This is a genomic window from Amycolatopsis dendrobii, from assembly GCF_014145675.1.
GTDB classification, from domain to species: domain Bacteria; phylum Actinomycetota; class Actinomycetes; order Mycobacteriales; family Pseudonocardiaceae; genus Amycolatopsis; species Amycolatopsis dendrobii.
Genome location: NZ_JACGZW010000006.1, coordinates 457,642 through 482,351 on the forward strand (window position 1 = coordinate 457,642; position 24,710 = coordinate 482,351).

At 68.4% G+C, this 24,710-nt stretch carries 29 protein-coding genes; 13 read left to right on the top strand and 16 right to left on the bottom strand.

From position 1 onward, the window contains the following. Positions 1 to 27 precede the first annotated feature (27 nt). From H4281_RS20190 to H4281_RS20200, 3 genes are all read left to right on the top strand, one after another. On the top strand, positions 28 to 597 hold the full coding sequence (locus H4281_RS20190; protein ID WP_182892481.1) for a TlpA family protein disulfide reductase: 570 nt from the start codon (positions 28 to 30) through the stop codon (positions 595 to 597). Between the two features lie 49 nt (positions 598 to 646). Continuing rightward, on the top strand, positions 647 to 1,327 hold the full coding sequence (locus tag H4281_RS20195; RefSeq protein ID WP_182892482.1) for a TetR/AcrR family transcriptional regulator: 681 nt from the start codon (positions 647 to 649) through the stop codon (positions 1,325 to 1,327). A 302-nt stretch (positions 1,328 to 1,629) separates the two neighbouring features. Then, positions 1,630 to 2,526 carry a C1 family peptidase gene (locus tag H4281_RS20200; RefSeq protein ID WP_182892483.1) on the top strand — a complete coding sequence of 299 codons (897 nt, stop codon included), beginning with the start codon at positions 1,630 to 1,632 and terminating at the stop codon, positions 2,524 to 2,526. Positions 2,527 to 2,618: 92 nt separating this feature from the next. Here the strand turns inward: H4281_RS20200 and katG are convergent, their stop codons facing one another. Together katG and H4281_RS20210 are read right to left on the bottom strand one after the other, a co-directional pair. Next, positions 2,619 to 4,862 carry a catalase/peroxidase HPI gene (gene katG / locus H4281_RS20205; RefSeq protein WP_182892484.1) on the bottom strand — a complete coding sequence of 748 codons (2,244 nt, stop codon included), beginning with the start codon at positions 4,860 to 4,862 and terminating at the stop codon, positions 2,619 to 2,621. A gap of 23 nt (positions 4,863 to 4,885) precedes the next feature. Beyond that, positions 4,886 to 5,314 carry a Fur family transcriptional regulator gene (locus H4281_RS20210; protein WP_182892485.1) on the bottom strand — a complete coding sequence of 143 codons (429 nt, stop codon included), beginning with the start codon at positions 5,312 to 5,314 and terminating at the stop codon, positions 4,886 to 4,888. Positions 5,315 to 5,461: 147 nt separating this feature from the next. Between H4281_RS20210 and H4281_RS20215 the strand changes: the two genes are divergently transcribed. Next, positions 5,462 to 6,292 carry an SAM-dependent methyltransferase gene (locus H4281_RS20215; RefSeq protein WP_182892486.1) on the top strand — a complete coding sequence of 277 codons (831 nt, stop codon included), beginning with the start codon at positions 5,462 to 5,464 and terminating at the stop codon, positions 6,290 to 6,292. A gap of 54 nt (positions 6,293 to 6,346) precedes the next feature. Here H4281_RS20215 and H4281_RS20220 read toward each other — a convergent pair whose 3' ends face one another. Further along, on the bottom strand, positions 6,347 to 7,030 hold the full coding sequence (locus H4281_RS20220; protein WP_182892487.1) for a TetR/AcrR family transcriptional regulator: 684 nt from the start codon (positions 7,028 to 7,030) through the stop codon (positions 6,347 to 6,349). Between the two features lie 236 nt (positions 7,031 to 7,266). Here H4281_RS20220 and H4281_RS20225 point away from each other — a divergent pair, with 236 nt between their 5' ends. Together H4281_RS20225 and H4281_RS46250 are read left to right on the top strand one after the other, a co-directional pair. Further along, positions 7,267 to 7,503 (top strand): hypothetical protein, encoded by a 237-nt coding sequence (locus H4281_RS20225; protein WP_220507476.1) that lies wholly within the window; start codon positions 7,267 to 7,269, stop codon positions 7,501 to 7,503. Further along, a complete protein-coding gene (locus tag H4281_RS46250) occupies positions 7,500 to 7,625 on the top strand; it encodes a hypothetical protein (RefSeq protein ID WP_281390432.1) in 126 nt (41 codons plus the stop codon). The genes H4281_RS20225 and H4281_RS46250 overlap by 4 nt, the downstream gene beginning before the upstream one ends. Before the next feature lie 282 nt (positions 7,626 to 7,907). Here H4281_RS46250 and H4281_RS20230 read toward each other — a convergent pair whose 3' ends face one another. Then, complete coding sequence (locus H4281_RS20230) at positions 7,908 to 8,561, bottom strand: response regulator (RefSeq protein ID WP_182892489.1); 654 nt, start codon at positions 8,559 to 8,561, stop codon at positions 7,908 to 7,910. Further along, positions 8,549 to 9,796, bottom strand: a complete 1,248-nt coding sequence (locus H4281_RS20235; protein WP_182892490.1) for a sensor histidine kinase — start codon at positions 9,794 to 9,796, stop codon at positions 8,549 to 8,551. Before H4281_RS20235 ends, H4281_RS20230 begins: the two co-directional genes overlap by 13 nt. 139 nt (positions 9,797 to 9,935) lie before the next feature. Here H4281_RS20235 and H4281_RS20240 point away from each other — a divergent pair, with 139 nt between their 5' ends. Both H4281_RS20240 and H4281_RS20245 read left to right on the top strand, forming a co-directional pair. Then, positions 9,936 to 10,118, top strand: coding sequence for a hypothetical protein (locus H4281_RS20240; protein ID WP_182892491.1), 183 nt, complete (start codon positions 9,936 to 9,938; stop codon positions 10,116 to 10,118). Between the two features lie 20 nt (positions 10,119 to 10,138). Next, complete coding sequence (locus tag H4281_RS20245; protein WP_182892492.1) at positions 10,139 to 11,020, top strand: CPBP family intramembrane glutamic endopeptidase; 882 nt, start codon at positions 10,139 to 10,141, stop codon at positions 11,018 to 11,020. Here the strand turns inward: H4281_RS20245 and H4281_RS20250 are convergent. Both H4281_RS20250 and H4281_RS20255 read right to left on the bottom strand, forming a co-directional pair. Continuing rightward, positions 11,014 to 11,808 (bottom strand): SDR family NAD(P)-dependent oxidoreductase, encoded by a 795-nt coding sequence (locus tag H4281_RS20250; protein WP_182892493.1) that lies wholly within the window; start codon positions 11,806 to 11,808, stop codon positions 11,014 to 11,016. The two genes, H4281_RS20245 and H4281_RS20250, sit on opposite strands and share 7 nt — an antisense overlap. Before the next feature lie 16 nt (positions 11,809 to 11,824). Continuing rightward, complete coding sequence (locus tag H4281_RS20255) at positions 11,825 to 12,553, bottom strand: LysR family substrate-binding domain-containing protein (RefSeq protein WP_182892494.1); 729 nt, start codon at positions 12,551 to 12,553, stop codon at positions 11,825 to 11,827. A gap of 44 nt (positions 12,554 to 12,597) precedes the next feature. Between H4281_RS20255 and H4281_RS20260 the strand changes: the two genes are divergently transcribed. Continuing rightward, on the top strand, positions 12,598 to 12,972 hold the full coding sequence (locus H4281_RS20260; RefSeq protein WP_182892495.1) for a DUF5997 family protein: 375 nt from the start codon (positions 12,598 to 12,600) through the stop codon (positions 12,970 to 12,972). Positions 12,973 to 13,475: 503 nt separating this feature from the next. Here H4281_RS20260 and H4281_RS20265 read toward each other — a convergent pair. From H4281_RS20265 to H4281_RS20290, 6 genes are all read right to left on the bottom strand, one after another. Beyond that, positions 13,476 to 14,084: a response regulator transcription factor gene (locus H4281_RS20265; RefSeq protein ID WP_182892496.1), complete on the bottom strand. Its 609-nt coding sequence runs from the start codon at positions 14,082 to 14,084 to the stop codon at positions 13,476 to 13,478. Continuing rightward, positions 14,081 to 15,136, bottom strand: a complete 1,056-nt coding sequence (locus H4281_RS20270; RefSeq protein WP_312872149.1) for a sensor histidine kinase — start codon at positions 15,134 to 15,136, stop codon at positions 14,081 to 14,083. Before H4281_RS20270 ends, H4281_RS20265 begins: the two co-directional genes overlap by 4 nt. A gap of 10 nt (positions 15,137 to 15,146) precedes the next feature. Then, a complete protein-coding gene (locus H4281_RS20275) occupies positions 15,147 to 15,554 on the bottom strand; it encodes a hypothetical protein (RefSeq protein ID WP_182892498.1) in 408 nt (135 codons plus the stop codon). Positions 15,555 to 15,698: 144 nt separating this feature from the next. Continuing rightward, positions 15,699 to 16,652 (bottom strand): PAT1 family protein, encoded by a 954-nt coding sequence (locus tag H4281_RS20280; RefSeq protein ID WP_182892499.1) that lies wholly within the window; start codon positions 16,650 to 16,652, stop codon positions 15,699 to 15,701. A 321-nt stretch (positions 16,653 to 16,973) separates the two neighbouring features. Further along, a complete protein-coding gene (locus H4281_RS20285) occupies positions 16,974 to 17,663 on the bottom strand; it encodes an alpha/beta fold hydrolase (RefSeq protein ID WP_182892500.1) in 690 nt (229 codons plus the stop codon). An 85-nt stretch (positions 17,664 to 17,748) separates the two neighbouring features. After that, a complete protein-coding gene (locus H4281_RS20290; RefSeq protein ID WP_182892501.1) occupies positions 17,749 to 18,513 on the bottom strand; it encodes an AraC family transcriptional regulator in 765 nt (254 codons plus the stop codon). 86 nt (positions 18,514 to 18,599) lie between these two features. On the opposite strand from H4281_RS20290, the gene H4281_RS20295 reads away from it, so the two are divergent. Continuing rightward, complete coding sequence (locus tag H4281_RS20295; protein WP_182892502.1) at positions 18,600 to 19,364, top strand: sulfite exporter TauE/SafE family protein; 765 nt, start codon at positions 18,600 to 18,602, stop codon at positions 19,362 to 19,364. Here the strand turns inward: H4281_RS20295 and H4281_RS20300 are convergent. Then, positions 19,357 to 19,713 carry an ArsC/Spx/MgsR family protein gene (locus tag H4281_RS20300; protein ID WP_182892503.1) on the bottom strand — a complete coding sequence of 119 codons (357 nt, stop codon included), beginning with the start codon at positions 19,711 to 19,713 and terminating at the stop codon, positions 19,357 to 19,359. The genes H4281_RS20295 and H4281_RS20300 overlap by 8 nt on opposite strands. Before the next feature lie 106 nt (positions 19,714 to 19,819). Between H4281_RS20300 and H4281_RS20305 the strand changes: the two genes are divergently transcribed. Further along, complete coding sequence (locus tag H4281_RS20305; RefSeq protein WP_182892504.1) at positions 19,820 to 20,353, top strand: GNAT family N-acetyltransferase; 534 nt, start codon at positions 19,820 to 19,822, stop codon at positions 20,351 to 20,353. 223 nt (positions 20,354 to 20,576) lie between these two features. Here the strand turns inward: H4281_RS20305 and H4281_RS20310 are convergent, their stop codons facing one another. Further along, positions 20,577 to 21,212 (bottom strand): FMN-dependent NADH-azoreductase, encoded by a 636-nt coding sequence (locus H4281_RS20310; RefSeq protein ID WP_182892505.1) that lies wholly within the window; start codon positions 21,210 to 21,212, stop codon positions 20,577 to 20,579. A gap of 84 nt (positions 21,213 to 21,296) precedes the next feature. Here H4281_RS20310 and H4281_RS20315 point away from each other — a divergent pair, with 84 nt between their 5' ends. After that, a complete protein-coding gene (locus tag H4281_RS20315) occupies positions 21,297 to 21,776 on the top strand; it encodes a MarR family winged helix-turn-helix transcriptional regulator (protein WP_182892506.1) in 480 nt (159 codons plus the stop codon). Positions 21,777 to 21,791: 15 nt separating this feature from the next. After that, positions 21,792 to 23,381 (top strand): DNA polymerase domain-containing protein, encoded by a 1,590-nt coding sequence (locus tag H4281_RS20320; RefSeq protein WP_182892507.1) that lies wholly within the window; start codon positions 21,792 to 21,794, stop codon positions 23,379 to 23,381. Here the strand turns inward: H4281_RS20320 and H4281_RS20325 are convergent. Then, complete coding sequence (locus tag H4281_RS20325) at positions 23,272 to 24,669, bottom strand: MFS transporter (protein ID WP_182892508.1); 1,398 nt, start codon at positions 24,667 to 24,669, stop codon at positions 23,272 to 23,274. The genes H4281_RS20320 and H4281_RS20325 overlap by 110 nt on opposite strands. Between the last annotated feature and the right edge of the window lie 41 nt (positions 24,670 to 24,710).

Sequence of the window (24,710 nt, forward strand, 5' to 3'; positions counted from 1 at the left end):
CCCGGTGTATCGGCGATACCATGCCGCGTGCGCTTCGCCCGTCTCCTCCTCCTGACACTGCTGCCCCTCACCGCGTGCGCGACCGGGAAGAACGCGGTCAGCCGGCCGGACACCTTCGAATTCGTCTCGCCGGGCGGGCAGACGACCATCCACTATCCGGTGCCGCAACGCAAAAAGGTGGCGAACCTCAAGGGCCAGAGCCTGCGCGAGCCCGGCAAGGACCTCTCGCTGGCCGATTACTCCGGCAACGTCGTCCTGCTCAACCTCTGGGGAGCCTGGTGCGGGCCGTGCCGTGCCGAAGCGCGCACACTGCAGGACATCGCCGACTCCGGCCGCGACCGGGGGATCCGGGTGCTCGGCATCAACGTCCGCGACAACCCGAAGTACGCCGCGGACTTCGTCAAGGACCTCGGGCTCGGCTACGAGTCGATCTTCGATCCGTCCGGCCGGGTCGCCCTGCGCCTGCGCGGCCTCCCGCTGAGCGCGGTGCCGATCTCGCTGATCGTGGACAAGCAGCAGCGGGTCGCCGCGGTCTACCTCGGCGCGATCCTGCGGACCGACGTCCAGCCCACGCTGGACAGCGTGCTCGCCGAGTAGCCCGGCCAAGGTCCAGACCGTTCGGCCGGCGTGCGCATACCATGGGCGGATGACCGCGAGTGGCTACAACCGCCGGGAACGTCCCGCCAAGCCCGCGCTGAGCCGCGAGGGCATCGTCGCGGCCGCTCTCGACGTCGTGCGCCGCGAAGGGGCCGAACGCGTCACCATGCGGCGGCTCGCGAAGGAACTGGACACCGGCCCGGCTTCGCTCTACGTCTACGTCCGCGACACCGACGAACTCCACGCCGCGGTGCTCGACGAACTCCTCGGCGAAGTCCCCACCACCGCGAGCACCGCCGAAGACGACTGGCGCAGTCGCTTGTGGACAGTCCTGTCCACCTACCGCGACGTCCTGTACGCCCACCCCGGACTCGCCCGCGTCGCGCTCGTGACCCCGCTGAACGGGCCGAACTACCTCGCCGTCGTCGACACCGTGCTCGGCCTGCTCGCCGAGGCCGGGGTTCCGTCCGGCCCGGCCGCGTGGACAGTCGACCTGCTGCTGCTCGTCGCCACCGCCAGCGCGGTCGAGCACAGCACCCGCAAGAACCGCCCGGAAGCCGAACGCCAGCACGACGCGCTCGCCGAAACCGTCCGCGGCCTCTCGCCCGAAACGCATCCGAACATCGCCGCGGCGAGCGAGAACCTGTTCTCCGGCAACGCGGACACGCGTTCCCAGTGGGCGATCGACGCCCTTCTCAACGGCGCGCGCACCACCCCGCTGCCCGACTGAGGTTCCGCCGGCGCGGAGGCCCGTGCGAACGACCCCTGCGCTGCTGGAGAAACCTCGCCGAATGGTTCAAACCATTGTGAGCACGACGGTTTCCTGCGAGTCCATAATGGACCAGTACGCCGGAATAGCGGCGATAACGGGCGTAATGTCCGCTTGATCGATCCGCTCCAATTCGACAGTTGATGCACTCCCGCCTTTCGTAGGTTCCCGGAAAATTTCCGCCGATCTACCTTTGTCGTGGTCGGATCCACCTCCCCACCCTTTCCGATTTCTTTTTCTGCATGTCCACAAGGAGTACCAGAATGCAGATCAGAAAAACGTCCGCACTCGTTTCCCTGCTCGCCGCGGCCGGCCTGGCCGCGGCGATGGGCGCGACCCCTGCCACCGCGGCCGCCGCCCAGCACCACCCGCAGCACCTCAAGCACGGCCTCGGACTGAACGTCGCCGGACTGAAGGCCGCGCAGTCCAGGATGCACGCCCACGCGAACTCCGCGCTCCCGGTGCACCCGCGCACCACGGCCGAACTGCCGTCCAGCGGCGACCTCACCCAGTACGCCAACGCGCCCGGCGACCAGGGCCAGGTCGGCTCGTGCGTCACCTGGGCCACCGGCTACACCGGCTACGGCGTGCTGATGAACGAGCAGGGCATCAGCGGCGGCCCGATGGCCCCGATGTTCATTTACTCCCAGATCGCCAAGGGCAACGACCAGGGCACCTGGGCGAGCGTCGCGCTGCCGATGGAACAGCAGCAGGGCATCGACACCAAATCCGACTACTGGCAGGGCGATTTCGACTACACGACTCAGCCCGACCAGAACGAGAAAGCGAATGCCGCGCACTACAAGCTGTCCGGCTACACGCAATTGTCGACGAGCGGGGACGCGGCGCGCAACGACATCGAGAACGCCATTTCCCAGGGCGAACCGGTCGCGATCGGGTTCACCGTGCACCAGAGCTTCATGAACCTGGACTCGTCGACCGCGAGCGACTACTCGTACCTGCCCGGCGACTCGAACAGCGACCCGGTCGTCGGCGGGCACGAGGTGACCATCGTGGCCTACAACGACCAGGGCGTGAAGATCGAGAACAGCTGGGGATCCGGCTGGGGCGACAGCGGTTTCGTGACCGTGCCGTGGTCGTTCTTCAGCACCGGCGACGTCGACGAGGTCAACGCGATGGGCAAGCTCGTCCAGTCCTGACCCCCGCACCCGCCGAAAAGCCGTGAAGGGCCCCTTGAGGGAATCTGATTCCCTCAAGGGGCCCTTCACGGACCTAGGCTTTCAGGCGGAACTCAGACCAGGTCGTACCGGTCGTTGTTCATCACCTTGTGCCACGCGGCGACGAAGTCGCGGACGAACTTCTCCTTGGCGTCGTCGCTGCCGTAGACCTCGGCGACGGCGCGCAGTTCGGAGTTCGACCCGAACACCAGGTCGTTGCGGGTGCCGGTCCACTTGACCTCGCCGGTGGCGAGATCGCGGCCCTCGAAGGACTCCGCGTTCGGGCCCTCGCCGTCGGCAGGCTTCCACTCGGTGCCCATGTCGAGCAGGTTGACGAAGAAGTCGTTCGTCAGGGTGCCCGGCCGGTCGGTCAGCACGCCCGCGGCCGAGTTCTGGTAGTTCGCACCCAGCACGCGCAGGCCGCCGACCAGCACGGTCATCTCCGGCGCGCTCAGGTTGAGCAGGTTCGCCTTGTCCACCAGCAGGTACTCCGACGGCAGCGGGTTGGCCTTGCCGCGGTAGTTGCGGAACCCGTCGGCCTTCGGCTCGAGCGGCGCGAACGACTCGACGTCGGTCTGCTCCTGCGAAGCGTCGGTGCGGCCCGGCGTGAACGGGACGGTGAGGTCGACGCCGCCGTCCTTCGCCGCCTTCTCCACGCCCGCCGCGCCGGCCAGCACGATCAGGTCGGCGAGCGAGATCTTCTTGCCGCCGGTCTGCGCGCTGTTGAACGCTTCCTGGACGCCCTCGAGCGTGCGCAGCACCTGCGCCAGCTCGTCCGGCTCGTTGACCTCCCAGCCGCGCTGCGGCTCGAGGCGGATGCGGGCGCCGTTCGCGCCGCCGCGCTTGTCGCTGTGCCGGTAGGTCGAGGCCGATGCCCAGGCGGTGGACACCAGCTGCGACACCGAAAGGCCGGACTCGAGGATCTTCTTCTTGAGGTCCGCGACGTCCGCGTCGTCGACCAGCTCGTGGTCGACGGCCGGGACCGGGTCCTGCCAGATGAGCTCTTCCTGCGGCACCAGCGGGCCGAGGTAGCGCTGGATCGGGCCCATGTCGCGGTGGGTGAGCTTGTACCAGGCGCGAGCGAAGGCGTCCGCGAACTCGTCCGGGTTCTCGTAGAACCGGCGCGAGATCGGCTCGTAGATCGGGTCGAAGCGCAGCGCCAGGTCGGTGGTCAGCATGCTCGGCGCCCGGTTGAGGTCACCGGTCTCCGGGTCCGGCACGGTGTTCGCCGCGGCGTTGTTCTTCGGCTTCCACTGGTGCGCGCCCGCCGGGCTCTTGGTCAGCTCCCACTCGTAAGTGAAGAGGTTGTGGAAGAACCAGTTGCTCCACTTCGTGGGGGTGGGGGTCCAGGTGACCTCCAGCCCGCTCGTGATCGCGTCCCGGCCCTTGCCGCTGCCGAAGCTGTTCTTCCAGCCGAGGCCCATCTGCTCGATCGAGGCGCCTTCCGGCTCAGCGCCCACGTGCACGTCCGCGTCGGCCGCGCCGTGCGTCTTGCCGAAGGTGTGCCCGCCCGCGATCAGCGCGACGGTCTCCTCGTCGTTCATCGCCATCCGGCCGAACGTCTCGCGGATGTCGCGCGCGGCGGCGATCGGGTCCGGGTTGCCGTTCGGGCCTTCCGGGTTCACGTAGATGAGCCCCATCTGGACCGCGGCCAGCGGGTTCTCCAGCTCGCGGTCGCCCTTGTACCGCTCGTCGCCGAGCCAGGTGCGCTCCGGGCCCCAGTACACGTCCTCGTCCGGCTCCCACACGTCGGCGCGGCCGCCGGCGAAGCCGAAGGTCTTGAAGCCCATCGTCTCGAGCGCGCGGTTGCCTGCGAAGATCATCAGGTCGGCCCACGAGATCTTCTTGCCGTACTTCTTCTTGACCGGCCACAGCAGGCGGCGCGCCTTGTCGAGGTTCCCGTTGTCCGGCCAGCTGTTCAGCGGCGCGAACCGCTGCTGCCCGGCGCCGGCCCCGCCGCGGCCGTCGTCGATCCGGTAGGTGCCCGCGCTGTGCCAGGCCATCCGGATGAACAGCGGGCCGTAGTTGCCGAAGTCGGCGGGCCACCACTCCTTGGAGTCGGTGAGCACCGCGTCGACGTCGCGGGCGACCTCGTCGAGGTCGAGGCTCTGGAATTCCTTGGCGTAGTCGAAGCCGTCGTCCATCGGGTCCGCCACCGCGGGATGCTTCCGGAGGATCTTCAGGTTGAGCTGGTTCGGCCACCAGTCGCGGCTGCTGCCGCCCTCGGTCGGGTGCGCGAAGCGACCCGTGTGGACCGGGCACCCGCCAGCGGTCTCCTCGTTCATCTCGCCGACTTCGGCGTTCGGGGTGTCAGACACGGGAATCCTTCCGGAAATGAGAATCAGTTTGCTGCCGTCGAACAGGCGGGGCATCGGCCCCAGTAGACGACCTCGGCCTCGTCGATGACGAAACCGTGTGCTTCGGACGCGGTCAGGCAAGGCGCTTCCCCGACCGCGCAGTCGACATCCTCGATGGCACCGCACGAGCGGCACACGACGTGGTGGTGGTTGTCCCCTACCCGGGCCTCGTACCGCGCGACCGAACCGGGCGGCTGGATGCGCCGCAGCAGCCCCGCCTCGGTCAGCGCGCGCAGCACGTCGTAAACGGCCTGGTGGGAAACCTCGCCGAGATCCGCGCGCACCATGCCGATGACGGATTCGGTGTCCGCGTGCGCGTTGGCGTGCACGGCGGAGAGCACGGCCACCCGAGGGCGCGTGATCCGCAACTGCACTCCGCGCAGCAGCTGCTCGAAGTCCGCGGTCGTCGGCATGCCCCGGAGTCTGCCGGATTTTCTGGAATGAATCAAGAATCTGTCACCCACTCCGGTTGTCCTCCTCCTGGCGGTCGCTTGACAGCCCGGAAGGTCTACGGTGAGTAGACCAAAGAGACGTCCGACACATCCGAGGTGACGCCAGAAATGACCGAGGCCGTCGAATCGCCCAGTTCGCACCCGGTCGGGGTCGATATCACGCGAGCGAGCATTGCCCGGGTGTACGACGCCGCGCTGAACGGCACGAACAACTACGAGATCGACCGCAGGGTGCTCGACCAGGTGCGGACCGTGGCCCCGGAGGTCAACGACCTCGCCTGGGCCAACCGCAACTTCCTGATCCGCGCCTGCCGCTTCCTCGCCACCCAGGGCAGGGTCACCCAGTACCTCGACTGCGGTTCCGGCCTGCCCACCGCGGAAAACACGCACCAGGTCGTGCAGCGGATCATCCCCGAAGCCCGGGTGCTGTACGTGGACAACGACCCGGTGGTCCTCGCGCACGGGCGCGCGCTGCTCGAAGAGAACGACAACACCCGGTTCATCGAAGCCGACATCTTCAAGCCCGACCAGATCCTGCAGAACGAGACCGCGCGCGAGTTCCTCGACTGGACGAAGCCGATCGCGTTGCTGCACAACGGAACCCTGCACCACTACCTCGGCGACGACTACGAGGAGATGATGCGGACCTACGTCGACGCGCTGCCGTCCGGCTCGTTCGTCGTGGTCGCGCACTTCCTCGACCCGCAGACGCCCGAGCACAGCGAGATCGCCCGGCGGATGGAGGACAAGTTCACGCACAGCCCGATGGGCAGCGGCCTCTTCCGCACGTGGGACGAGATCGGCCGCATGTTCGGCGGCACCGAACTGGTCGACCCGGGCCTGGTGCTGTGCGAGGACTGGTGGCCGGACGGCCCGCGGTACCAGCCGCTGAACCAGGTCCAGGAATGCATCGCGGGAGGGGTCGGGCGGAAGGCCTGACACTCCCTCGGTTCGAGACCTCCCCGCGGCGTTCCGCGGGGAGGTTTTCTTTTGTCAGTCCAGGACCTGGTAGTCCAGGTCGGTCAGCGGCGAGTCCGGGTTGAGGGCGACGCCGACCGTGCGCAGGGTGTCGTCGAGAATCGACCAGACCCACCGCGCGAGCAGCTGCCGCAGATCGTCCCGGTCGATCCCACGCGGCGCGTCCAGCCAATGCGCCGTGCTGGACTCGACCAGCCCCACCAGCCCGTACGCGATCGTCTCGCCGACCCGCTGGTCCGCGCCGAACAGGCCGAGGTAGTACTCGAACAGCACCGTCAGCTGCCGGGCGATCGCGGTTTTCACGTCCGCGACGACGTCGCGCGGGCCGGTCACCGACTGGCGCATCAGGTACTGGTACAGCGCGCGGTGTTCGGAAAGCCATTCGATATGCGCGCCGATCGTCGCGTGCACCATTTCGCGCGGCGTGCCGGAAACTCCCCACAGCGGAGCGAATTGCGCCCCGATCATTTCCGCCGCGCGCAACGCGATAGCGCGCTGCAGATCCGCGGTGTCGGCGAAATGCTTGTAAATGCGCGTGCGAGCGACGCCGGCCTCGTCGGCGATCTGCTCGGTGGACACCTCCGGCCCGAACCGGGCGATCGCACGCATTCCGGCTTCCACGAACTCCCGGCGCCGGCGTTCGCGCTGCCCTGCCCACCGGGTGGCCCGCCCGTCGGGCGGAGTACCTGAGGACGTCATCCGCGCGAGTGTATCGCCGGGTCACATATCGGATACGGCGCTGTACCTGTTACTTTGGGTATAGAGGGATGACTGTCAGTGGTCGAGGTTGCCTCGATGTAGCAGTCGCGTTCACCGCGGCCGTTGCGTTGGTGTGACCCAGATCATGGACCGGGAGTGCGTCATCGGCACGCGGGGAGCGAGTCGCGTCGATGAAGCGAGCGTCGCCCACAAGGGTGGCGTGCAGGGAGGAACACATGGACGGCGAACAGCACCGGCCCGAACTGTCCACCGGTCACCGGGTCACCTACCTGGTCGGCCAGCGCACCGGCAGGCGCCAGCTGTGCCGGCGCGGGGTGGTCACCGGAGCCCCGGTCACCGACGACGCCACCGCGGTCACCTGGGTCCCGGTCCAGGTCGACGGCCAGGCGAGAGACGCGGATCCGCAGTGGATCGCGGCCGACGCGATCATCGACGTGGTGAGCGCGTCGTGAGCGCCGAACAGGCCGTGGCCACCCCGATTTTCGACGGCGTGGTCGCCGAGGCCGGGCTCGACTGGTCCGAAGAGGACGTTCCCAAGGGCGCGGCGGACGAGAAGCCCGGCTCGGGCAAGTAGCGCTCGCCCGGCGGGAGAACACAGCACCGGTCAGCTCCGGTGCGGTCTTCGCGCGCCCGCGCCAGGGCGGCTTAGGCCGATTCGGGGTCACCGGGTTGTGCGGTGAATACTGCACTCGTCCGGGTGAACTGCGCGCGGCCGAACGCCGGTGAACGCTGCCCATTTCGTCCTCGCCAGAAGACCCGCCGCATCACACCGGTCAGTTCGCCCGGTGCCGTATCCGCCTGCCTCGGACCGCGTATCGCCAACTCTCCACCGATTCGTCCGGAAGAACGAAAAGGATCAACGGCGCGCTTCTTCCAAATAACGCAGCACCGCGGTAACCCGCCGATCCGCGCGGTCGTCCGGCGCTAAATCCAGTTTCGCGAAAATGCTGCGAATATGTTTGTGCACCGCACCGTCGGTCACCACGAGCCGTTCGGCAATGGCGCCATTCCCCAATCCCTCCGCCATCAGCGCCAGCACATCCCGTTCGCGCGGACTGAGCCGTTCCAGGCCGGAATCCGCACGCGTCCGGGTCAGCAACTGCGCCACCACTTCCGGATCGATCGCCGTCCCGCCTTCGGCCACCCGGTTCAGCGCCTCCATGAACTCAGTGACCCGCCCGACGCGTTCTTTCAGCAGGTACCCGAGCCGCGCGCTGCCGCCGCCCAGCAGGTCAGTCGCGAAAGCCTGCTCGACATACGCCGACAGCACCAGCACCGCCAGCTCCGGACGCCGCCGCCGGGCTTCGACTGCTGCGACGATGCCTTCGTCAGTGTGTGTCGGTGGCATCCGGACGTCCACGACCGCGGTATCCGGTTCGTGTTTGTCTACGGCAGCAAGGAAATCCGTCGGGTTGTCAGTGGTCGCGACGACGTCGAGGCCCTCGGCGCGCAACAGCAGCGCGAGTCCTTCGCGCAGCAACGGGTCGTCCTCGGCGATCACAATCCGCATGGCAGGCTCACAGTCAGAATGGTCGGTCCGCCGGCGGGGCTCGCCAGCGCGAAGGTTCCGTCGAGCGCCTCGATCCGGCGGCGCATCCCGCCGAGCCCCGAGCCGCCGGTTTCCGCCGCACCGCCGCGACCGTCGTCGGTGATGCGCAGGTGGAGCACCTCGTTCTCCCGGCGCAAAACCACCTCGACACTGTTGGCACCGCTGTGCTTGGCGACGTTCGTGAGCGCCTCGGCGACCACGAAATACATCGACGCCTCCACCGAAACGGCGTACCGGCCGGGGAGATCGGCGTCGATGGTGCACGGCACCGGACAGTCCGCGGCAAGCGCGGTCAACGCGTCGGCGAGGCTCCGGTCGGCCAGCACGGGCGGCAGGATACTGCGCACCACCGCACGCAATTCGGCGAGCGCGGTCTCGGTTGCGTCCTGTGCACGGCCGAGGATTTCGTCGACGTCCGCCGAACCTCGGGCGGCTGCCCGGCGGGCCGCGCCGACCAGGACGTTCACCGCGACCAGCCGGTTTTGCGTGCCGTCGTGCAGCGCCCGCTCGATGCGACGCAGTTCGGTGGAATGCGCGTCGAGCGCGGCGGCGCGGGTGGCGGTGAGGTGGGCGATCCGGAGCGTGACGTCGGCGTCCGATCCCGCGGGCAGCAGCCGTCGGCCGGGCAACGCTTGCAGCCGAGCCATCGCGGGCAGCAGCGCGACCGAGAGAAACGCCCACGCGACGCCGAGCAGCGACACCGGGAGCGCCTCCGCCAGGCTGTGCACCGGCCAGCCGAGTGACGCCGTCGCGTCGTCCGGCGGCAGCAGGTACCAATAAAGCGGAAAAAGCCCGTCGCGCGCGGTGTTGAGCACGATCGTCAGCGCGATGAAACCGAGCAGGAAACCCGCCATGCCGTGCACCGCGACCCACAGCAGTTCGCGTTGCACCGTCCGGTCGCGCAGGGCCGCACCGAGCCGTTCGGGGCCGGGGCCGGGGCTGATGACGTCCGGTTTCATCGCGGTGAGCCGGATCCGTTCCCGGTCCGCGACCGCGTGCAGGACGTGCAGCATCGGCCGCGCCAGCAGCAGACCGACGCCCACCAGGCTCAGCACCGCGACCACTGCCACGCCGAGCAGCACCAGCAGCGCCAGCACCGACGTGCCGATCCCGCCGACGAGATGTTCCAGCGCGTCGAGAGCAGCCCGGACGCGCACGGTCCACGGACGCGGCGTCGGTTCGCCTGCGGTTGCCATCGCACCTCCTACGCAGCCGAACCCTAGCCCAGAAATCCGCCGCGGCACCGCCGCGGAGCGAAGGAGTACAGCCTGCTGTACCTAGATCCTCCCGCGCACGGGATCGTCCTGGCGAGCCCCGGTTCGTAGCGTTCCCGGCATGACGAAATCACCTCCCCGGGACACCACCCGGCCGCTGCTGTGGGGCGTGCTGGTGCTCAGCGCCGCAGCCAACGCCGTCACCTCGGCCCTCGGCGTCAACCTGGTGCTGAGCACCGTTTTCGGCGTCGTCACCCTCGCCGCCGGTATCGCACTCATCGCGAACTACCGCACCCGTCGCTGATTAGTCCACAAAGGACCACCATGAACGCCCCGCACACTCTCCGCGCCTTCGTCGCACGCCGCCCGATCGCCACCTTTTTCTCGCTCGCCATCGCACTGAGCTGGCTCGCGTGGCTCCCTTACGTACTCTCGGACAACGGCCTCGGCATCGTCCACTTCGGATTCCCGCCGGTACTCGGCACCACGCAGATCCTCGGCATGCTCCCCGGCGCATACCTCGGCCCGATCTTCTCCGCGTTCCTCGTCACCGCACTCGCCGAGGGCCGCCCCGGACTGCGCGCGTGGGTCGGCCGATTGCTGCGATGGCGGGTGAACTGGCGCTGGTACGCACTCGCGCTCTTCGCTGTCCCCGTCGTGCTGACGCTCTCCAGCCTGCCGTTCGCCGGCGCGTTCCGGGCCCCTGCCGCGTCACTGATCCTGGTGTGGGTCTTGGGTTTCGTGCTCCAGGTGATCACCACCGGCCTCGCCGAAGAACCTGGCTGGCGTGATTTCGCCCTGCCGCATTTGCAGCCGAAGTACGGCCCGTTGCGCGGCACGCTGATCCTCGGTCCATTGTGGGGCGTCTGGCATTTGCCGTTGTTCTTCACCGAATGGGGCCATTGGCCGGACGTGACGGTCTGGTCGGTGCTGGAGTTCGTCGGGACCGCCATCGCGATCAGCTTCGTGATGACCTGGGTGTTCAACCGCAGTGGAGAAAGCCTGCCGATCGCACTGCTGCTGCACGCCGGGATCAACAACTACCTGTCGGTCGCGTGGGCCGAACTGTTCCCCAATACGGACCCGAAACTCGCCGAGCACCTGCTGTTCGCCGCGTTCACTGCGGCCGCGCTGATCGTGGCCGCCGCGACCAAGGGCCGTCTGGGCTATCCCAGCCGAGCGCGCGAGCTGCAGGCCGTTCAGTAGTAAATCTGCCCGGGAACGCCACCGCCGGCCGCGATGGCGTCTCCGTTGATCGCCACGCTGCGCGGGGACGCCAGGAACGCCACCACGTCCGCTACCTCGGCCGCCGTCACCAACCGCCCGATGCTCACTCCCGCCGCGATGCTGTTTTCCAGCTCCGCCACGGAAATTCCCCGCGCCGCGGCGATCTCGGCGAACTTCTCCGGCGTCCGCTCGGTCACGGTGTACCCCGGATGCACGACCGTCACGGCGATTCCCTGCGGCCCCAGTTCGTCGGCGAGATTCTTGGTCATCGCCGCGACCGCGACGTTGCGAATCGACCCGAACGTCGAACTGGCCAGCCGCGCGTTGAGCCCGCTGACGTTCACGATCCGGCCCCAGCCGCGCTCCCGCATCCCCGGCGCGAGCGCCCGGGCGCACCGGAGGTAGCCGAGCACTTTGGTCTCGATCTCGAGGCGCAGGTCTTCGTCGCGCAGTTCGTCGAGCGGCGTCCGAACCCCGCTGGACGCCGGTGCCGCGCAGTTGACCAGCACGTCCGCCGCCCCGAACTCCGCCTTGACCCGCTCCGCCATCGCCGCGACCGCTGCGTCGTCGGTAGTGTCCGTCGGAACCGCGACGACCTTCGTGCCATGCCTGCCGAGGCTTTCCGCCGCGGCAGCAAGCGCTTCGACGTCCCGGGCGACGAGCGCGAGGGCCGCCCCCTCCGCCGCGAGCACCTCCGCAACCGCCAGCCCGATCCCGCGGTTGGCCCCCGTGACGACCGCGCACTTGCCTTTCAACCCGAGATCCACGGCAACTCCCTGAACGTCAACGACGACGGCGAGGCTTACCGCGCCCGCCAGACTTGGGCACGCTCCGGCGACGGTCCGGTTCGCGCTGCTTCTTCTTCGCCGGCGCCGCCTTGCCCGTCTTCGCCTGCGTTTCCTGCTGTCCGCGAGTGCTGTTCACCGTGCGCCCGCGAACGATCCCGATGAACTGCTCCACGAGATCGCTGGTCTCGCCTTCCGGCCAGGACAACGCGACGCGCGACTGCGGTGCGTCCTCGACCGGCCGATAGGTGAGGTCACGCCGATGGTGCAACCGGGCAAGCGACTGCGGCACCATCAGCACACCGACGCCCGCCGCCACCAGCTCGATCGCGTCGCCAGTCGTCGCCGGCCGCTCCAGCGCAGGCTTGCCCGGCAGTTGCTCCCAGCCGAGCGCGTCGTCGAGCGGATGCAGCACGAGTTCGTCCGCGAGGTCCGCAATGGACACTTCGTCGGCCGCCGCGACCAGGTGATCCTTGGGCACGACGACCACCGTGGTCTCGGTGTAGAGCGGGATCGCGTGCAACCCGTCGCGGTTCTCGGACAGCCGCAGCAGAGCCGCGTCCACCCCACCCTCGCGAACGACGTCGGCGGCCTCGGCGGCCTCGACCGCGACCAGGTCAAGCGGCACTTCGGGATTGCGTTCGCCCCAGATCCGGACCCACTTCGCGGGGGTCGCACCCGGAACGTAGGCGAGCCGGAACGCCGAGGCCTGGTCGGCTCCTGTCACGTGGCAAGGCTACCGGCGCGGGGTCGCCGGTTACGCTGGTGGGCATGACGGCGCAGAAGACCCCCCAGACCATGAAGCCGGCGACGGCAGCGAAGAAGCTGGGCGTCTACCTCGAAGCGACCCCCGCAGAGTTCCGCGCGGGCGCCGTCTCGCGCGACGAGCTGAACGCCCTGCAGACCGACCCGCCGGAATGGCTCCGCGACCTGCGCCGCAACGGCCCGCACCCGCGTCCCGTGGTGGCGGCGAAACTGGGAGTCTCCATCGGCGGCCTGGCCAGGGGCGGTGTCACCGAAGCCCTGACGACGGACCAGATCGAGGCCCTGAAAGCAGACAACCCCGCCTGGCTGCAACGCGAACGCGAAACCCAAGCCGAAGTCCGCCGCGAAGCCGCCCGCTTGAACGCGGAAAAGAACGACTAGCCCGTCCACTTCGGACCTCGCCGCTTTTCGACGCCGTGAGGGAACCCCGAGGAACTCTGATTCCCTCGGGGTTCCCCTCATGCCCCTCCACCAGCCGTGAGGGGCCCCTTCACGGCCCTCGATTCCCTCAAGGTGCCCTTCACAGACCGCCGCCCAACACCCGCCCGGTTGCGCCCCAATGTGGCATTGGGTGCGCCACACGCACCGAACGCCACATTGGGTGCATCCCACGCACCCAATGCCACATTGGGGCGCTAACCGCACCCCGCCTCACCTCACGCACCCACACACCCAAGCCGCGCAACAAACCGCAGCCACTGCACCCACCCATCGAGGCACCCAGCCCTCCCCCAACCCCGATACAAAGCCGCCCTGCGGTTCGGGGGTGCTTGTCAAGGCATCTTTCCCGCCTTGACAAGCACCCCCGAACCGTCAGCACAATGAGCTAACGGGGTGCCCCACGCCACCAAAGGCCCGATGTCGCCCGCCAGGGCGACGAGCAGTCACAACCACCCCCGCTCCTCAGCAACCCGAACCGCCCCCATCCGGTTCCGGGCCCCGGTCTTCGCAATAGCCCCGGACAAATAATTCCGAACCGTCCCCTCGGACAAATACAGACTCCCGGCGATCTCCGCCACCGATCCCCCGCCCCGAGCCGCGATCAACACATCCCGCTCCCGCGCGGTCAACGGCGATTCCCCAGCAGCCAAAGTAGCCACCGCCAAGGCCGGATCCACCACTCGCTCCCCCGTCATCACCCGCCGAATAGCATCCCCCAACGCCTCAGCAGGCGCGTCCTTAACCACAAACCCGACCGCCCCAGCCTCCATAGCCCGCCGCAAATACCCAGCCCGCCCGAACGTCGTCAAAACAACCACCCGGCACCCAGGCACCTGCTCCGCCAAAACCGCGGCCGCAGCCAACCCGTCCAACCCGGGCATCTCGATATCCAGCAACGCAACATCCGGCCGATGCTCAAGCGCCGCCGCCACCACTTCGTCCCCCCGCCCCACCTGCGCGACCACCTCGAAGTCGTCCTCAAGATCAAGCAAGGTCCCCAACGCCTGCCGCACCAACGCCTGATCATCCGCGAGCAACAACCGAATAGTCACGCCACACTCACCCGCAACCGCCACCCCCGAGGCCGAACCGGCCCCGCCTCCATTGCCCCACCAGCCGCAGCGACCCGGTCGCGCAGCCCGGACAGCCCATTCCCCGTACCAATCGCAGAACCGACCCCGTCGTCCCGGATTTCCACGGAAGAACCGGAAACAATCACCACGCAAGCACTGGCCCGAGAGTGCCGAACCACATTAGTCAACCCCTCCCGAACCACCCACCCGAACAATTCCTGATACGGCCCATCCACCGCAGAGGGAAAATCCGCCCTGATCCCCGCGGCCCGCAACAATTCCCGGCCCCGCGCAAGCTCCCCGGCGAGCGTCACGTCCCGATACCCGGAAACCGCCGCCCGCACATCCGCCAACGCCTGCCGGGACAACTGTTCAACCTCACCGATCTCCTCGGCGACCCGCTCATCCCCCTTGTCCGCGAGCCGCCGGGCGAGATTGCTCTTCACCGTGATCGCAGTAAGCGAGTGCCCCAAGAGATCGTGCAAATCCCGCGAAATCCGCGACCTTTCAGCGTCGGCAGCCAACCGCTGCACCTCCGCCCGCGCCTGCACCAGCGCCCGGTTCGCCCGCAACGCCTCCGCGAAAGCGACAACCACCAGCACGGTGAACACCAACGCCGCAGCCTGCGCCCAGCCCGGGTCCGCACCCCACACCGCCCACGGCATCACCACCGTCGCCGCCGCGGCGACCGGCACGATGACCGCACCCCAGCGCGGCAACCGCGGAACCGCGAGCGAAACCACCACGGCCAGCAGGTAAAACGCGTTCGCCCGAGCGATCGGCAGCACGACGGCGAACAGCACCGTCAACGCCCCAGTCAGGATCCAGAAACGCCTGCTCCGGAACTGGTAAGCGGCGACGGCCGCGCCGATGTAGCACGCGCAGAACGCCAGCAGCGCCACCACCGCCGCGGACTGGCCCGCTACCTGGACGAGGACGATCAGCGGGTACACCAGGAGGCCGGCGTCCAGCACGAGCCGGCGCCAGCCCAGTACCCAGCGTTGCGCGTCGGAATCGGGGCCGCGGTCCACGTCCGGCACGCTACTCGGAGAACAGCGAACGCACGTGCCGTCCGTTGACCAGGACGACCACCGCCAGCAGCAGTGCCCCGCAGACGCCCTGCTCAAGCCGGACCCACAGCGGCAGAAAGCCCGGAATCGACACGATGACGATGATCGCAACCGTCATCACCGCCGAAACGATCCGGAGCCGCAGCAGCCCTCGTTTCGACCCGCGAGCCGCGCTTCTCGCGAACAGGAACGTGAGCAGCGCGCTGGCCGCCACGATCGTGGCCCGGACCCAGACGACGTCGGTGACCATCGACGGGTCGTCGCGGAGCAGGAAGATGGCGCCGAGGGTGAGCACGCTCAGCGCCAGGTAAGCCCCGGTGAGGACGCGGACTGTCTTGATCCGGGGGTGTTCGGAAACCGTTGCGGAACGGGAGTCCATGACTGTCCTTTCCAGACCGTGAATCGGCCCGGAGGATCCGGCGCCGCTTGCCCGTCCCATGGTGGTGCGGACGGGCAAGCGAGCCGTAGTGTCACCGCGCACCGGTGCGCGATGACATTTGTCAGAACCCGGTCATCCGCGCCGTCAGCGGGCAGCCGTGAGCTTCGGCCCGATCGCCGCGCCCGCGACCACGAGCACGGCGCCGAGGATGAGCAGATACGCGCCGAGGCCGATCTTCGACAGGTCCTCGTAGAACATCGCGACGATGCCCGCGATGTGGAAGAGCAGCATGACGGTGGCCCGGCCCGCGAAGACGGTGCGGTACCACCAGAAGTTCGGCGGGGTGAGTTCCTTGCGGCGAATCCCGCTGAACCAGTACGCGGACTTCTTCGTGCGCAGCGCGCCGAGCGTCCACGGGAGGGTCGACAGCAATGTCGCGGCGATCAAGAGGAAGGCGAGGAACCGTACGTACATCGCGGCGAAGCTGTCCATGCCGGACGTCATCTTGCTGAAGGCGTCGATGAAGGTGACCGAGGCGGTTTGGGAGCCAAGGGTGAAGGTGACCCAGGGGACGAAGAGGGCGACGACCTCGAGGATGCCGCCGAGAGCTACCGGAATCGCGCCGAGCCCCGCGGTGGTGAGCGGCTGGTTCTGGGGCAGGAAGCCCTGGCCGGGCTGGGGTGCGGCGTAACCGGCTCCCGGCTGCTGGGGCGGGTAGCCCGGTTGTTGTGCTGGATAACCCGATTGGCCCGGGTAGGCGGCCTGGCCCGGGTACTGCTGGCCTGGGTAGGACTGGCCCGGCTGGAACTGACCGGATTGCGGTTGCCCCGGGTACTGCGCCTGTCCAGGCTGCCCGGGGTACTGCCCCGGCTGCGGCTGCCCGGCTTGCCCCGGATACGAACCCGGCGCGGGCTGGCCCGGGTACTGCTGCCCGTACTGCGGAGACTGCCCCGGCTGCTGCGGATAGCCCGGCTGAGCTGCGGGCTGCTGCGGATACCCGGACCCGGCGCCCGGCGGAGGCGCCTGCCATCCCGGCGGGACCGCACCCGGCTCCTGCGGCGTGCCCGGCTGCTCCTGTGGACCCCCTGAGGTACTCATGGCCGCCGATGGTAACTGCCGCACCGACGCGGTGAACGGCGAAATTCCGGCTCGGCCATGACAAGTCCGCACAACGGGACCGATCGGCGCCCCGAGCACCGCACAACAGACCCGCTGACCAGGCCGATCACGGAAGTCGCGCCCGGAAACCGGGACCGCCGAGCTGTCGCGTGACCCGACCGCACCGAGCCCGCCGCCGGAGGAGAACACCTCCACCCGGCGGTCCCGCGCCATTCCGCGGATCGCGCGGCGCACCCAGCCACACACCCTGCCCGCGCCACGCACCCAGGCGCAGCGCGGACCGGACTCACCTCGGCACAGTCACCGTGCAGCGCGCAGGATCAGGTTCGCCACCGCCTCCGGCTGCGAAACCAGTACCGCGTGCGAAGCGCCCTCCACCTCGACGGCCTCCGCATTCGCGCGTTCCGCCATGAAGCGCTGCGCCGCGGCGGGAATGTTCTTGTCCGCGGTCGGGATCAGGCTGTACACCGGCAAGTCCTTCCACGCCGGTGCGGGCGAGGCCTCGTCAAGGGCCGCCGCGGCGATCGGGCGTTGGCCTGCTGCCATCTGGCTGGCCTGCGCGGCCGGGACGTCCGCCGCGAACTGCTGGTGGAACAGGTCTTGCCGGACGTAGAGGTCGACGCCGTTCGGCAGGGCGACCTGCTCCAATGTCTCGCCCAGGGTCCCGCCGGGGAACTTGCCGGCCAGTTCGCCCGCGCTTTCGCCCTCGTCCGGGAGGAAGCCGGCGATGTAGACCAGCGCCTGCACCCGGCGGTGCCCCTTCGCGGCGGCCGAGATCACCGAGCCGCCGTAGGAGTGGCCGGCCAGGACGATCGGGCCCTCGATGCTGTCCAGCAGAGACCGCACGTAGGCGGCGTCCTCGGCGACACCGCGCAGCGGGTTCGCCGCGGCGATCACCCGGTGCCCGGCGGCTCGCAACCGCTCGATCTCCCCGTTCCAGCTGGACGAATCCGCGAACGCACCGTGCACCAGAACGACAGTGGCAGTCATGAGGTCCTCCTCAGAGAAAGTTCCGAACGGGACCAACAGTACAACTAAGTTGTACGCAATCAAGTTGCGCGTGATGAGATCTGGGTCACGGCTCTCGGTACGCCCGCGGCGGGGCGCCGAGCAGGCGGCTGAACATCGTGGTGAAGGCGGCGGGGCTTTCGTATCCGAGGGTGACCGCGACGTCGGCGACCGGGAGATCCGCGGCGAGCAGCGGGAGAGCGCGCAGCACACAGGCTCGCTCCCGCCAGCGCGCGAAGCTCAGGCCCGTTTCGGCGCGGAACAGCCGGTGCAGCGTGCGTTCGCTGACGTGCAACTCCTCCGCCCAGCGAGACGGCGGATCGTGTACATCGGGAGCGTCCGAAAAGGACTGACACAGTGCTCGCAAGCCCTCGTGCCTCGGCCACGGGAGTTCGAGCGGCAACGGCACGCAGCGAGAGATTTCGTGCAGCAGAAGGGAAATCAGCGTGGCGTCGCGGCCGCGGCGAGGGTATTCCGGGGCGACGTCCACGGCTTCCCGGAGCAATTCCCGCAGCAGGGGCGAGACGTCGACGGTCTGGCAGCGGCGCGGGAACCACGGCACAGCGGACGGTTCCAGATACAGACTGCGCGTGGTCACGTTCATCATCACGACGCTGTGATCGGTCTCCGGCGGGATCAGCACCGCGCGCCGCGTCGGGACGGTCCAAGTTCCGTCGGCCGTTCCGACCCGCATAGCACCGGTGGCTCCGTAGAGGAACTGCGCGCGGCGGTGGCGATGCGGCGGCAGGAAGTGGTCCGGCGGGTAGTCCGTGCTGATCGCGAGCACGGCCCTCGGCAGGGCGTCGACCTCGGACAACGGAACGTTGCGCATGGCTACAGAGTAGGTGTCCGAAGCTCGAAAGAAGCTGGCGAATCTTCGGATGCGCGCCGCACCCGTCACGACCTACCTTGAAACCAGTGTTGACCTCGATCCTGATTCTTCTGCTCTTCGGCTGCCTCAGCGGCGTCACGACCGTGCTGTTCGGTTTCGGCGGCGGATTCGTCACTGTGCCAGTGGTCGCGGCGGTCACGAGCCGCGGCGACGCGATGCATGTCGCCGTCGCAACGTCCACTGCGGTGATGGTGGTGAACGCGGTCAGCGCGACCGTCGTGCAAGCCAGGGCCGGACGTCTCCGTCGCGACTACATCTGGCCGCTCGTCGCGTTCGTCGCGGTCGGTGCCGTCATAGGTTCGGTAGCGGCGACTTACGCGGGGGACGGACTGTTGCGCGTCCTGTTCATCGCCTACCTGGCAGTGACCATTGTGGACAGCCTGGCGCGCGGCGGATTCCTTAAGCCGCAAGGGGAACCCAAGCCGTTGAGCACGTTCACGACTACCGCGGGCGGGGTCGGAATCGGTGCGGTGGCGAGTTTTCTCGGGGTGGGCGGCAGCGTGATGACGGTGCCGTTGCTGCGCCGCAAGGGGCTTCCGATGGCGGACGCGGCCGCGATGGCGAACCCGCTCAGCGTGCCGGTCGCGGTAGTGGCGACGGCGGTCTACGCGACAGCGGGCGGCGGGCCGTCAGGGTATCTCGACCCGATCGCGGGCGCGGCACTGCTGGCCGGTTCACTGCCGACGATCGCGCTCGTCCGGCGGGTCGCCGACCGGTTGCCGGACAAGGTGCATGCCGTCGCGTACGTGGTGCTGCTGGCGGCGGCGCTGATCGCGGTCGCGGTCAGCTGAGCACCGACCGGACGGTGTTCTCGTCGCGGGCGACGACCGCGGTGCCGTCGTCGGCGGTGATGATCGGACGCTGGATCAGCTCCGGGTGCTCGGCGAGCGCGGCGATCCACCGTGGACGGTCTTCCGGGGCCCGGCCCCAGGATTTCAGCTCGAGTTCACCGGCGATTTTCTCGCCGGTGCGGGTGATGTCCCACGGGTCGAGGCCGAGCCGGTCGAGCACCGCGACGAGTTCCGCCTCGGTCGGCGGATCCTCCAGATAGCGGCGCACGGTGTACTCCGCGCCCGCCTCGTCGAGCAGCGACACCGCCGAACGGCACTTGGAACAACGCGGGTTCACCCAGATCTCCACCCGCGCAGTTTACCCCGCGCGGACGGAGTTCCCGGCGGGGCAAGAGTTCTTCGGTGCGTCCTGGATCACTTGCCCCGACCGGGTGGAACGGGCGTACCGTTCGTACATGACCCTGCCGCTGACCACCGACCGTCTCGTGATCCGGGACTGGACGGCTGACGACGCCGAAGCCGCGTATCAGATCTACGGCTCTTCCGATGTGACTCATTGGCTGACTCCCGCGATGGACCGGGTCGCCGACGAAGCCGCGATGCGGTCGGTGTTGCAGGCCTGGCAGGAGGCGCAGCCCAATCTGATTCCGCCTCGGGGCCGGTGGGCGGTGGAGCTGCGGTCTGACGGGCGGGTCGTTGGCGGACTGGGGATTCGGTTGCTGCCTCCCTACCGGGAGGATTTGGAGTTGAGCTGGCAGTTGCGGCCTGAGGAGTGGGGGCACGGGTACGCGACCGAGGCCGCGCGGGCGCTGGTGGAGTGGGCGTTTTCCCAGGACGGGACCGATGAGTTGTTCGCGGTCGCCCGGCCCAGTAATTCGCGGGCTATCGCGACCGCGGAGCGGATTGGGATGTCGTGGGTGGGGGAGACTACTAAGTATTACGAGTTGAGGTTGCAGGTTTATCGGATTCGGCGGGGGGATGTTGTTTGACCGCTGGGGCTCGTCGCCTGGCGGCGGCATTGGCCCGGGCGTGCGTGGGGCACCCCGAAGCTTGATTGCGATGACGGTCTGAGGGTGGTTGTCAAGGCTGGAAAGATGCCTTGACAACCACCCTCAGACCGCATTTTGGCTTCGTATCGGGGAACCCTGGGTTCCTCAGGGTTCCCCTCACGTAATGCTGCCGCCTCCGGAAGGTTCGTGAAGGCCTTGGCTGTCAGCGGGTGGCGGTGGCGGGGGTCCAGAGGGCGTCGATTTCTCGTTCCGCGGCGGCAAGGCTTTCTTCGGCGTGCGAGCGGAATTCCGCCAGTGCCGGGTTGACGCCTGCCATGGTGAATTCCGCGGTGATGAAGCGCGGTTCCAGGCCGGTCAAGGAAAGGCCGTGGGGCAGCCAGCCTTCCGCATGGTCCCAGCCGTGGCGAGGAGTGCCTTCGCCGTAGCCGCCGCCTCGGCTTGCCAGGACCAGGAGTTCTCGGCCGCCGCCCAGGACGGACGGGTCGTCGCCGGCGGCTGCGATCAGGCGGTCCACCCAGGCCTTCACCGAACTCGGGGCACCGTAGTTGTAGAGCGGCAGGCCCAGCAGCACGGTGTCCGCGGCCAGTACTTCCGCCGCCAGCTCTTCGCCGATTCGGGCGGCTTCGCGGTGGTCCGCGGTGTGTTCGGACGCGGGGGTGATGCGGGCTTCCCAGGCCAGCGGGTCCAGGTGCGGGATGGGGTTCGCGCCCAGATCTCGGTAGGTCACCGTCCCGTCTGGATGGGCTGCGCGCCAAGCCCGAGCAGCCCTCGCGCTGAGTTTTCGGCTCACCGAGCGGTCGCCGTTGATGCTGGAGTCGAGGTGCAGCAGGTGTGCCATGTCGATGACCGTCCGTAGATAGTTTGTGTAAGACAAACCATTTATAGCACGGCAGCTACCCGGACTGTCTCGTAGACTGGACACATGGTTCCGCTGCCGCTCGTCGCCCAGGCTCCGCGCAGGTCTGGTGCGTTGCTCGAGCACTTCGCGCGCCGGATCCGGCTGCGCGCGGAGAGCGTGCTCGCTCCGTTCGGGCTGCGGCCTCGGCATTTGATCGCCCTGACCGTCCTCCAGACCCGCGGTTCCAGCACCCAGCAGTCCCTCGCGCAGATCCTCGAGATGGACAGCACCAACGTCGTCGGCCTGCTCAACGACCTCGAAAGCGACCAGCTGATCGAGCGGCGCCGGTCGCCGGAGGACCGCAGGCGGCACGTCGTCGTGCTGACCGAGCGGGGTGCGAAAGAGCTGGCCCGGGCCGAGGCGGCGCTCGCGGCGGTGGAGGACGAGGTCTTCGCGGCGCTCGATCCGGACCAGCGCGAGCAGCTCTACAACTTGCTGTTGCAAGCGGCTTCCGGAACGGTCGACAGCAGCTCTTGTACCGAGGAGCCTCCGCCGACCTGCTGACGGGAGGGGCAGCGAATGGACGGTGCCGCCGAGCGGCTGGCGAAGTACCGCGCCATGCGCAACTTCGCGAAGACCGACGAGCCAGCCGGTGCGAATGCCCCGAAGGAACCTGGCTACCGGTTCGTCGTGCAGCGGCATCGGGCGCGGCGGAAGCATTACGATTTCCGGCTTGAGCTGGGTGGCGTGCTGGTCAGCTGGGCGGTGCCGAAGGGGCCGACGCTCGATCCGAAGGCGCGGCGGATGGCCGTGCACGTCGAGGACCATCCGCTGGAGTACGCCGATTTCGAAGGCGTCATCCCGCGCGGCGAGTACGGCGGCGGCGACGTCATCGTCTGGGATCGCGGACGCTGGGAACCGGTCGACACCGACGATCCCGAGCAGGCGCTCGCGGACGGGAACCTGCACTTCGACCTGTACGGCGAGAAGCTGGCCGGGCGCTTCGTGCTGATCCGTCCCAAGAAGGACGACGACGGGAAGCAATGGTTTCTGCTGCACAAGCAGGACGACCACGCCACCGCCGGCTGGGACGCGGAGGAGCATCCGAAGTCGGTGAAAAGCGGGCTCACCAATGACGAGATCGCGGCCGCTCCCCCGGCGTTGTGGCGCGGCGATCTGCCTGCGACCGAGGCGGAAGTGCCGTTGCATCCAGTGTTCGAGCCGGCGTCGGAGGACGAGCTCGAAGCACTGAGCGAACTGGGCAAGCAGGGCACGTGGACGGTCGCCGGGCGGCAGGTGAAGGTCACCAATCTCGACAAGACGCTGATCCCCGGCCGCGACGGCGAAGCGCCGATCACCAAACGGGAACTGATCGAGTACTACACCCGGATCGCGCCGACGATGCTTCCCTACCTCGCCGGCCGCGCGCTCAACACCAACCGGTTCCCGGGCGGCGTCGGCAAACCCGGGTTCTGGCACAAGGAAGTCCCCGACCACGCGCCGGAGTGGCTGCACCGCTGGCATTACGAAGGAGCCGACCCCGGCGACGTGCAGCAGTACCTCGTGCCCTCCGGCGTGGCGGATCTGGCTTGGCTGGCCAATTTCGCCGCGTTGGAACTGCACGCGTGGACGTCGCGCACGTCCGATGTCGAGCACCCGACCTGGTTGCTGTTCGACATCGACCCCGGTTCGGAAACCTCGTTCGACGACGTGCTCGCGCTCGCCCGGTTGCACCGCACCGCACTCGATCACTTCGGGCTCATCGGGCGGCCGAAGACGACCGGGCAGCGCGGGATCCAGATTTGGGTGCCGGTTGAGCCGCGGTACACGTACGCGCAGACCCGGGCGTGGGCGGAAACCGTGTCGAAGTCGATCGGCAAGATCGTGCCGGACCTGGTGAGCTGGGCGTGGCAGAAGGATCGCCGCGGCGGGCTGGCACGGCTCGACTACACGCAGAACGTGCTGAACAAAACCCTCGTCGCGCCGTACAGCGTGCGGCCGAAGCCGGGGGCGCCGGTGTCTGTCCCGCTGGAGTGGGACGAACTCGACGACCCCGACCTCACTCCGGATCGATGGACGATCCGGACGGTGCTCGATCGTGTGGCGAAGGCGGGAGATCCGTTCGCGCAACTGCTGGACGTGCACCAACGCCTGCCGCAGCTGTCGTGAAAACCCCCGCCGCGGCCACGACGGCGAAGCCGATCAGCAGGTAGCGCGCGGACGTCACCATCGACGGTGCGCCCAAGTTCACCAACAGCCCGGCTATCGAGGCACCGAACGCAGTCGCCATCGTGAGCACTGTCGCGATTGCGGCAGCCGCTTGCTGACCGCTGGCCATCGCGGCTACCGACAGGTGCGGCATGGCGATGCCGATCCCGGTACCACCGGCGAGAAGGACCGCCAGCCACGCCAGTACCGAGGCGTTTTCCCTCTGCAGCAAGGCAAGTACGACGAAGGCAGCAGCCAGCAGAGTCGGTCCGGCCAGGCAGAGCAGCCGGACGCGACGGGCGGACGAGCTGACGATCTGCCCGGCGGACCAGCCGAAGGACAGTGCGGCGGAGAAGAAACCCGCTGCCGCAGGCGGTAATCCGCCGAGATGCTGACTGAACAGCGGCAGGAACGCCTCGACCGAGACTCCGGCGGCGAGGCACATGATGGTCAGGTAGATCCAGCGCAGCGGCGAGCCGGACTCGTAGGCTTCAGCGGGCAGGACTCGGACCGCGGCACGCTTCTCAACGAGCAGAAACGCCACGACGAAACCGAATCCCAGCACGATGAACGCTGCCATCGCTAGGATGCTGGTCAAGATCCCGGCGATGCTCACCGCCCCGACCGCACCCACCACGGCTGCCAACGCGAAGGACGGAACGGGAGCGGAGGGGCTTCGCTCGCTGCGCGGAAGCGCCCGCGGCACCTGCGCCGCGATCACGACCGCTGCACCAGCCAGCACGACGAACGCCGCCCGCCACGAACCGAATTGCGCGAACAACCCGCCGAGCGCCGGGCCGACGAGGTTGCCGACGCCGAACATCGCCGAGATCAACGCGCTCCCCCGTGCCCACAACTGCCGCGGCAGCGCCGAATGAATCACCGCGAAACCCAGCCCGGTGAGCAATCCCGCGCCCAAGCCCTGCACTCCGCGGCCGGCCAGCAGCACCGGCATCGCCGGGCTCACCGCGCACACCACCGAGCCCGTCGCGAAAACGCCGAATCCGAGGTAGTACGCCGTCGCGTTGCCGAGGCGGGCGAGCGCCCGGCTGACGAACATCGTCGCGACGACCTGCGCGACCAGGAACGCCGTCATGTTCCACGCGTAGAGCCGCTCCCCGCCGATGCCGGCGACCGCGGTCGGCAAAAGGCTGGCCGCCACATAGATGTTGACCGCGCCGACGAGCACACCGCCGGCCAGCACGACCGCGGTGCTGAAATGCGCTCCCAATTCGCGCCACGAACCCACTTTGCTTCTCCTCCCGGATGCTGTGCGGTCGCATCATGTCC

What these genes read in the sequence shown, in the direction of transcription:
- H4281_RS20195 (WP_182892482.1), top strand. Translation starts at nt 647, where the DNA reads ATGACCGCGAGTGGCTACAACCGCCGGGAACGTCCCGCCAAGCCCGCG.
- H4281_RS20200 (WP_182892483.1), top strand. Translation starts at nt 1,630, where the DNA reads ATGCAGATCAGAAAAACGTCCGCACTCGTTTCCCTGCTCGCCGCGGCC.
- H4281_RS20210 (WP_182892485.1), bottom strand. Translation starts at nt 5,314, where the DNA reads ATGCCGACGACCGCGGACTTCGAGCAGCTGCTGCGCGGAGTGCAGTTG.
- H4281_RS20215 (WP_182892486.1), top strand. Translation starts at nt 5,462, where the DNA reads ATGACCGAGGCCGTCGAATCGCCCAGTTCGCACCCGGTCGGGGTCGAT.
- H4281_RS20220 (WP_182892487.1), bottom strand. Translation starts at nt 7,030, where the DNA reads ATGACGTCCTCAGGTACTCCGCCCGACGGGCGGGCCACCCGGTGGGCA.
- H4281_RS20225 (WP_220507476.1), top strand. Translation starts at nt 7,267, where the DNA reads ATGGACGGCGAACAGCACCGGCCCGAACTGTCCACCGGTCACCGGGTC.
- H4281_RS20230 (WP_182892489.1), bottom strand. Translation starts at nt 8,561, where the DNA reads ATGCGGATTGTGATCGCCGAGGACGACCCGTTGCTGCGCGAAGGACTC.
- H4281_RS20235 (WP_182892490.1), bottom strand. Translation starts at nt 9,796, where the DNA reads ATGGCAACCGCAGGCGAACCGACGCCGCGTCCGTGGACCGTGCGCGTC.
- H4281_RS20240 (WP_182892491.1), top strand. Translation starts at nt 9,936, where the DNA reads ATGACGAAATCACCTCCCCGGGACACCACCCGGCCGCTGCTGTGGGGC.
- H4281_RS20245 (WP_182892492.1), top strand. Translation starts at nt 10,139, where the DNA reads ATGAACGCCCCGCACACTCTCCGCGCCTTCGTCGCACGCCGCCCGATC.
- H4281_RS20260 (WP_182892495.1), top strand. Translation starts at nt 12,598, where the DNA reads ATGACGGCGCAGAAGACCCCCCAGACCATGAAGCCGGCGACGGCAGCG.
- H4281_RS20275 (WP_182892498.1), bottom strand. Translation starts at nt 15,554, where the DNA reads ATGGACTCCCGTTCCGCAACGGTTTCCGAACACCCCCGGATCAAGACA.
- H4281_RS20280 (WP_182892499.1), bottom strand. Translation starts at nt 16,652, where the DNA reads ATGAGTACCTCAGGGGGTCCACAGGAGCAGCCGGGCACGCCGCAGGAG.
- H4281_RS20285 (WP_182892500.1), bottom strand. Translation starts at nt 17,663, where the DNA reads ATGACTGCCACTGTCGTTCTGGTGCACGGTGCGTTCGCGGATTCGTCC.
- H4281_RS20290 (WP_182892501.1), bottom strand. Translation starts at nt 18,513, where the DNA reads ATGCGCAACGTTCCGTTGTCCGAGGTCGACGCCCTGCCGAGGGCCGTG.
- H4281_RS20305 (WP_182892504.1), top strand. Translation starts at nt 19,820, where the DNA reads ATGACCCTGCCGCTGACCACCGACCGTCTCGTGATCCGGGACTGGACG.
- H4281_RS20310 (WP_182892505.1), bottom strand. Translation starts at nt 21,212, where the DNA reads ATGGCACACCTGCTGCACCTCGACTCCAGCATCAACGGCGACCGCTCG.
- H4281_RS20315 (WP_182892506.1), top strand. Translation starts at nt 21,297, where the DNA reads ATGGTTCCGCTGCCGCTCGTCGCCCAGGCTCCGCGCAGGTCTGGTGCG.
- H4281_RS20320 (WP_182892507.1), top strand. Translation starts at nt 21,792, where the DNA reads ATGGACGGTGCCGCCGAGCGGCTGGCGAAGTACCGCGCCATGCGCAAC.